This is a genomic window from Amycolatopsis sp. NPDC003676 (genome assembly GCF_053587275.1).
This window is the reverse complement of sequence record NZ_JBSFNS010000210.1, coordinates 1-5,988: the sequence shown is the minus strand read 5'-3', so window position 1 is coordinate 5,988 and position 5,988 is coordinate 1. Positions and strand designations below refer to the sequence as shown.

The 5,988-nt window shown below is 70.3% G+C and carries 7 protein-coding genes; all 7 read left to right on the top strand.

Features of this window, described 5'->3' with window-relative positions; translation table 11 throughout:
- The first annotated feature begins 168 nt into the window (after positions 1 to 168).
- Positions 169 to 1,206: a WD40/YVTN/BNR-like repeat-containing protein gene (locus ACWDNU_RS44670; RefSeq protein ID WP_449673306.1), complete on the top strand. Its 1,038-nt coding sequence runs from the start codon at positions 169 to 171 to the stop codon at positions 1,204 to 1,206.
- A 155-nt stretch (positions 1,207 to 1,361) separates the two neighbouring features.
- On the top strand, positions 1,362 to 2,354 hold the full coding sequence (locus ACWDNU_RS44665; protein ID WP_449673305.1) for a helix-turn-helix transcriptional regulator: 993 nt from the start codon (positions 1,362 to 1,364) through the stop codon (positions 2,352 to 2,354).
- Positions 2,351 to 3,331 (top strand): helix-turn-helix transcriptional regulator, encoded by a 981-nt coding sequence (locus ACWDNU_RS44660; RefSeq protein WP_449673304.1) that lies wholly within the window; start codon positions 2,351 to 2,353, stop codon positions 3,329 to 3,331. The genes ACWDNU_RS44665 and ACWDNU_RS44660 overlap by 4 nt, the downstream gene beginning before the upstream one ends.
- A 9-nt stretch (positions 3,332 to 3,340) precedes the next feature.
- On the top strand, positions 3,341 to 3,553 hold the full coding sequence (locus ACWDNU_RS44655; RefSeq protein ID WP_370937212.1) for a bacteriophage holin: 213 nt from the start codon (positions 3,341 to 3,343) through the stop codon (positions 3,551 to 3,553).
- 37 nt (positions 3,554 to 3,590) lie between these two features.
- On the top strand, positions 3,591 to 3,908 hold the full coding sequence (gene tatA, locus ACWDNU_RS44650) for a Sec-independent protein translocase subunit TatA (protein ID WP_449673303.1): 318 nt from the start codon (positions 3,591 to 3,593) through the stop codon (positions 3,906 to 3,908).
- Between the two features lie 88 nt (positions 3,909 to 3,996).
- Complete coding sequence (gene tatC, locus ACWDNU_RS44645; protein ID WP_370937211.1) at positions 3,997 to 4,974, top strand: twin-arginine translocase subunit TatC; 978 nt, start codon at positions 3,997 to 3,999, stop codon at positions 4,972 to 4,974.
- 2 nt (positions 4,975 to 4,976) lie between these two features.
- Positions 4,977 to 5,858: a diacylglycerol/lipid kinase family protein gene (locus tag ACWDNU_RS44640; RefSeq protein WP_449673302.1), complete on the top strand. Its 882-nt coding sequence runs from the start codon at positions 4,977 to 4,979 to the stop codon at positions 5,856 to 5,858.
- Positions 5,859 to 5,988 lie beyond the last annotated feature (130 nt).

Sequence of the window (5,988 nt, the reverse complement as noted above, 5' to 3'; positions counted from 1 at the left end):
CCCGGCGTGACGGGCCTTCGGCCTATCACACCGGGCAGCCCCCAAACGCCGGCGCGATCCCGCGTGCTGGGCAAGTTGGGAGGGTAGGGCTGGGCCTGGTTGCGGAAGTCGTTGTTGCGTGGGAGAGAACCGACGAAAGTTGTCGGGGTGGTGCGGCAGGATCTGCGCATGCGTGGGTTTCGGGTGGGTCTTGTTCTCATAGCGGTGTTGTCGGTGGCGTTGGGTGGGGTTGCTGCGGCGTCCTCGTTGCCGTCGTGGCGGCTTCTGGCTACGGGTACCACTGCGCAGTTTCGTGGGTTGTCTGCGGTTAGTGAGCGGGTTGCCTGGGTCAGCGGCACCCAGGGCACAGTGCTGCGGACGGTTGACGGTGGGAGCAGTTGGCTGTCGGTTGGGCCGCCGGGTACTGGGAAGCTCGAGTTTCGCGACATTGAGGCGTTTGACGCTGACCATGCCGTCGTGCTGTCGATCGGGCCGGGGGCGGATTCCCGGGTCTATCGCACCGACGATGGCGGGAAGAGTTGGCGGCAGACGTTCAGCAATCCTGATTCTGCTGCGTTCTACGACTGTCTGGCCTTCTTTGATCCCTGGCGCGGGCTTGCGATGAGTGATCCGGTCAACGGGAGGTTCCGCGTGCAGGCCACCTTTGACGGCGGCCGCAGCTGGAATCAGATTCCGGACGACGCGTTCCCGGCCGCGGAACCCGGAGAAGCCGGGTTCGCGGCCAGTGGGCAATGCATCACCACCTCTGGACCGTTCGATGCCTGGCTTGCCACCGGCGGCGGTGCGCATGCTCGGGTTTTGCACTCTGGTGATGGTGGGCGGCACTGGGCTGCGTCTGTGACGCCGTTGCCCAGTAGTGCGTCGGCTGGGGTGTTCGCGGTTGCGTTCCGTACGGCGTGGCAGGGCGTCGCGATTGGTGGGGACTACGCCAACCCGACCGCGCCTGGTCCGGCGGTCGCGTTGAGCCACGATCGCGGCCGTACCTGGCGCACCCCGCCGGAACATCCCGCTGGGTATCGGTCTGGGCTCGCTTGGCGTGGCGGCTCGGTGCTGGCTGTGGGGCCTGGCGGTAGCGACTTGAGCCGTGACGGCGGGCGGCATTGGGTCTCGTTCGATACCGGCAGCTTTGACACCGTTGACTGCACGTGGGTCGGCGCGTGTTGGGCTAGCGGGGTCAAGGGGCGCGTGGCGAAGTTGGTTTCGTAAGGGGGAACCCGATCCGGGGTGGAGTCCGCGTGGAACGGGCAGCGGGTGACGGGACGGGTGCGGAGGGTCCCTTCGCGGCACCTGGGCTGACCAGGTGCGACGCGCGCGGGGCGGACCTCGCGATCTGCCGCGGCCGGGAGAGCTAGAGTCGTCTGGTGTCCACCGCACGCGCCGAACGGCTGGTCAACCTTGTGCTGGCCCTGCTCTCCACCCGGCAGTACCTCACCGCGGAGCGGATCCGCGGGATCGTTCCTGGGTACGCCGAGGCGGCCAGTGACGACGCCTTTTTTCGCACGTTCGAGCGGGACAAGACCGAGTTGCGGGAGCTGGGGATTCCGCTTGAGACGGGACGCAACTCCGTCTTCGACCCGGTCGAGGGGTATCGGATCGCTCGGCGCGACTACGAGCTCGGCGAGATCGACCTTGCGCCGGACGAGGCCGCGGCGGTGGGGCTCGCGGTTCGGCTTTGGGATTCGCCGGAGCTGACCGGGCAGGCTCAAGGAGCGCTGGTCAAGCTGCGGGCGGCTGGGGTTGAGGTCGACGACCAGGCGCCGACCGTGATCGAGCCTCGGGTGCGGGCGGAGCCGGCGTTCGCGCCCATGCTCGCCGCTGTGCAGGCTGGGCAGGCGGTTCGGTTCGAGTATCGGCGCAGCGGGTCGCCGGAGCGGCGGATTCGCACGCTCGAGCCGTGGGGCGTGGTGTCTTGGCGGGCTCGTTGGTATGTCGTCGGGCATGACCGGGATCGCGACGCGACTCGGTGTTTTCGGCTTTCTCGGGTGACCGGGAAGGTTGTCGCGATCGGGAAGCCGGGTGCGGTCAGCAGGCCCGAGGGTGTCAATTTGATGCAGCTGGTGTCGGTGACGGGTGGCAGTGAGGATCCGGCTCCGGTTACTACTGCTCGGTTGTGGATCGCGGACGGGCGGGCCGCGGGGGTGCGCCGTCGCGGGGACGTGGTGGGGCGCGAGATCGTCGCGGGCGAGGAAGGCGACGTGATCGAGATCGGGCTGTACTTCCCCGAATCGGCCGCCGACTGGATCGCCGCGCAAGGGCCGGACGTGCTCGTCCTCGAACCGGACGTGCTGGCCAAATCCGTCCAGCACCGGCATGAAGCCGTGCTGGCCCGCACGGGGCAGGGGAGCGTGCGATGAGCGCTTCCGGCGAACGCATGCCGAGACTGCTCGCGCTCGTGCCGTACCTGCTCGCCCGCCCGGGCATCCGGATCGACGAGGCCGCCCAGGACTTCGACGTCACCCCGCGCCAGCTGCGCAAAGACCTCGAACTGCTCTGGATGTGCGGCCTGCCCGGCTACGGGCCCGGCGACCTCATCGACCTGTCCTTCGAAGGCGACACCATCGTCGTCACCCACGACGCCGGGATGAGTCGCCCGCTGCGCCTCACCGGCGGCGAAGCCACCGCGATGCTGGTCGCGCTGCGCGCGCTCGCCGAAACCCCGGGCGTGGCCGACGGCGACGCGGTCCGCCGCGCCATCGCCAAAATCGAGGACGCCGCCGGACAAGCCCGCCCGGCCGGAGTCGTCGTCGGGGGAGGAGTGCGCGAAGGAGCCCGTGCCGCCCGCACCCGCGAGACCGTGGCCGGCGCGCTGCAGGACGGCCGCGCGCTGCGGATGCGCTACTACACCGCCTCGCGCGACCAGATCACCGAACGCACCGTCGACCCGATGCGGCTCGTCATCGTCCAAGGCGTCGGCTACCTCGAAGCGTGGTGCCGGCGCGTCGAAGGCGTCCGGTTGTTCCGCCTCGACCGGGTGGACGCGCTCACCGTATTGGACGAACCCGCAGCTCCGCCCGCCCACGCGCGGCCCACCGACCTGTCCGACGGCGTCTTCTCCGCCCGTCCCGATCAGCGGGTCGCCCATCTGGTCCTGGACCCCGACGCCCGCTGGGTCGCCGAGTACTACCCCTGCGAGGAACTCGACGAACTCGACGGCGGACGCCTGCGCATCGCGATGCGCTACAGCGACGAGCCCTGGATGGTCCGGCTCGTGCTCAGCCTCGGCGGGGAAGCCCAGGTGGAGAGCCCCGCCACACTCGCCGAGGCAGTCGGTCGCCGAGCGGCCGACGCCGTGGCGCGTGCCCGTCATCTCTCGTCCATCTCCGACCGATAAGGTGGTTTGGTGCCGTACCTGCCCGTCTATGTGCTGCTCGCGGCCGGCCTGCTCGTCCTGGCCCTGCTGCTGGTACGGACCGCCGGAGTCTTGCGCCGCTTCCGCCGCACCATGAGCATGGTAAGTGCGGACACCCACGACCGGACCGGACTCGTCCGGGCCCGGTCCGCGGCACTCCGTGTGGCCGTGGCCGAACGCCGCCCGGCGGCCGGCAACAAGTAACATCAGCACAGACCCCAGACAAGGAGGGCAGACGACCATGAACGCGCTGCAGCCGTGGCACATCATCGTTCTGGTGCTCGTGGTGGTTCTGCTGTTCGGAGCGAAGCGGCTCCCGGACGCGGCCCGGTCCATCGGCAAGTCCATGAAGATCTTCAAGGCCGAGACCAAGGACCTGACCGGCGAGCAGAAGGCCGAAGCCGAGGCCGAATCCGCCGACACCCGGCACATCGCCGCCCCCGCGCCCGCGCAGACCGCGCAGGACAAGCAGGTCGCCGACCTCCAGCGCCAGCTCGACGAACTGAAGAAGCAGCAGGCGGCCTCCCCGGCCGACCAGCCGCAGAAGAACGCGAGCTGACCCTCCGCGCGCACCACCCGGTCCCCGGTCCACAGCGGCGCGCCGGTCCGGCGCGCCGCGGCGGGCTCTGACGAGAACGGAACGACCAGTGGCGGAAGCCGCCAACGGCAACGGAAGCCGGTCCAGCAAGCGGAGCCGGCGCAGCCGTCGGAAAAACCCCGACGGCACGATGACGCTCATCGAGCACATCTACGAGTTCCGCCGCCGCCTCGGCTGGGCGGTCGTCTTCATCGTCGTCGGCGCGATCTTCGGGTTCATCTGGTTCGAGCAGCGGCTCGGCCCGATCCCGTCGCTCGGCGACATCATGACGCACCCGTACTGCGCCATCCCGGCCTCGCAGCGCTTCGCCGGCGACCAGCCCGGCTGCCGCCTGCTGCAGACCGTTCCGTTCGAAGCGTTCATGATCCGCCTCAAGGTCGGCGTCGCGGCGGGCGCGGTCCTGCTCTCGCCCGCCTGGCTCTACCAGATCTGGGCGTTCATCGCCCCCGGCCTCTACGCCAAAGAGCGCCGCTACGCGATGATCTTCGTCAGCTTCGCCTCGGTGCTCTTCGCCGCCGGCGCGGTGCTGGCCTACCTGCTCGTCCCGCACGCACTGGCGCTGCTCGCCGGCTTCGGCCAGGACCAGTTCGTCACCGCGCTCACCGCGGACAAGTACATCTCCTTCATCCTGTCGCTGCTGGTGATCTTCGGCGTCAGTTTCGAGCTCCCGCTGCTCGTGGTGATGCTCAACCGCGTCGGCGTGCTCAAGTACCAGCAGCTCAAGCGGTGGCGCCGCGGCCTCGTGTTCGCGCTGTTCGTGTTCGCCGCGTTCGCCACCCCCGGCTCGGACCCGTTCTCGATGCTCGGCCTCGCCGGCGCGCTCACCCTGCTGTTCGAGCTGTCGATCCAGATCGCCCGCTTCCACGACCGCAAGCTCGACCGCGGCCGCCACGACGAGGGCTGGGACCAGCTCGCCGACGACGAGGCCGCGCCGTTCAACTACACCCCGAGCACCGCCGACGGCGAAGAGCCCACCGCGCAGAGCCCGTCGACCGGCCGCTCGAACTCGACCGACGACATCACCTGACCGTGGGCCTGAACGCAGCACTGGCCGTGCACCCGGCCTCCGGCCGCGGCGCGGCCGCCCGCATCGCCGAAGCGGTCGCGGCACGGCTCCGGCCCGCCGTCGACCGGCTCGACCTCCTCACCGCCACCAGCGTCGAGGATTCCCGCGCGCTGATGCGGTCCTCGCACGCCGAAGGCCTCGACGTGCTGATCGTCCTCGGCGGCGACGGCGCGGCCCACCAAGGCGTCCAGTTCTGCGCCGACCACGGCGTCGCGCTCGGCCTCGTCCCCTCCGGCACCGGCAACGACTTCGCCCGCGCCCTCGGCATCCCCGCCGACCCGCGCGCCGCCACCGACGCCCTCGCCAGGGCTTTGCAGGCCGGGCACCGCCGCCGCGTCGACCTCGGCCGCGCCGGCGACACCTGGTTCTCCACCGTGCTCTGCGCCGGATTCGACGCCGCCGTCAACGCCCGCGCGAACGCGATGCGCTGGCCCGCCGGCCCCCGCCGCTACGACCTGGCCATCCTCGCCGAACTCGCCGCGTTCCGGCCCAGCCCGATCGTCGTGCACACCGACCACGGCGTCCTCTCCGGCGACACGAGCCTCATCGCCGTCGGCAACACCCCGTACTACGGCGGCGGCATCCCGATCTGCCCCGACGCCACCCCCGACGACGGGCTCTTCGACGTCACCGTCATCGGAGCCCCCGGCCGCGCCCGCCTCCTGCGGATGCTCCCGCAGCTGCGCACCGGCGAACACGTGCACAAGCCCAGCGTCGAAACCTTCCGCACCCGCACCCTCCGCGTCGAAGCACCCGGCTGGCCCGTCTACGCCGACGGCGAAGACCAAGGCCAGACACCGGTCGAAGCGGTCTGCGTGCCCTCCGCGCTCACCGTCGTCTCGTGAGCGCCGATGCCGGTTCTCACCTGCGTCGGCACTCACGACCTCTGTACTCAGCCCTGGTGCCCACGTCTGGGCCACCGGCAGGTCGCTTTGCTGGCTGACCGCCGCGACGAACACCGCCGGTGCAAGCCAG

Excerpts from the sequence above, each read along its gene's own strand:
- ACWDNU_RS44670 (WP_449673306.1), top strand. The coding sequence starts at position 169 with ATGCGTGGGTTTCGGGTGGGTCTTGTTCTCATAGCGGTGTTGTCGGTG.
- ACWDNU_RS44660 (WP_449673304.1), top strand. The coding sequence starts at position 2,351 with ATGAGCGCTTCCGGCGAACGCATGCCGAGACTGCTCGCGCTCGTGCCG.
- tatA (WP_449673303.1), top strand. The coding sequence starts at position 3,591 with ATGAACGCGCTGCAGCCGTGGCACATCATCGTTCTGGTGCTCGTGGTG.